This window comes from Pseudarthrobacter sp. C1, assembly GCF_034720455.1.
GTDB lineage: Bacteria > Actinomycetota > Actinomycetes > Actinomycetales > Micrococcaceae > Arthrobacter.
In genome coordinates this window covers 1-727 of sequence record NZ_JAYESK010000026.1, presented here as the reverse complement: position 1 = coordinate 727, position 727 = coordinate 1, and the positions used below count along the sequence as shown (strand labels likewise).

The following is a 727-nucleotide window of genomic DNA, read 5'->3' as shown; positions in this document are numbered from 1 at the left end:
TGCTGTAGGTGATCCCGCCCTCGGTCCAGCTGTCATCAGCGACCAGCTTGACGTTCTGCGTACCCGTGGACCCGCTCCCGGCACTACGCAACTGCAGGGTCGCGCTCACCAGGGTCCTGCCCGCATAGGCTGACAGGTCGAATTTCAGGTACGTGACCTCCACCGGGCTGTTGTCCACACCCAGCAGGGTGCTCGTGCCATAGTTCGTCCCGGTCGCCCCGCTCGTCACATAGCTGTCAGCGGTGGCCGTGAGCGTAACCGTTTCCGACGTGCCCCCGCCCGCGGCAGCCGTGGTGAAGGTCCAGGTCTTGTCCTGCGCCAACGCGTTACCGGCAACATCCTTCACGCCACCGGAGCCGCCCTTGATCATCGCCGTGTACGTCGTACCCGCGGCCAGATCCGCGCCAGGGTTCAACGTCGCAACCCTATCCGTGCTGCTGTAGGTCACAGTCGCCGGCACCGTCGTCGTCCCCGTCTGCAACTCGAACGTGCTCGACGTGACCGTCGAGGCATCCATCGCCTCCGAGAACGTCCCCGTCGCGTTCGCCGTCACCGCCACACCGGTCGCACCAGCGGCCGGAGACGTACCCGTCACCGTCGGAGCCGTCGTATCGCCGCCGCCCGCGGCAGCCGTGGTGAAGGACCAGGTCTTGTCCTGCGCCAACGCGTTACCGGCAACATCCTTCACGCCACCGGAGCCGCCCTTGATGACCGCCGTGTACGTCGT

Annotated in this window: 1 protein-coding gene; it reads right to left on the bottom strand. The window is 66.4% G+C overall.

What is annotated here, in order from left to right; genetic code table 11:
* Positions 1–688, bottom strand: a 688-nt coding sequence (locus U7114_RS19290) for an Ig-like domain-containing protein (RefSeq protein WP_416235574.1), incomplete at its 3' end; no start/stop codon positions are given.
* Positions 689–727: the final 39 nt, after the last annotated feature.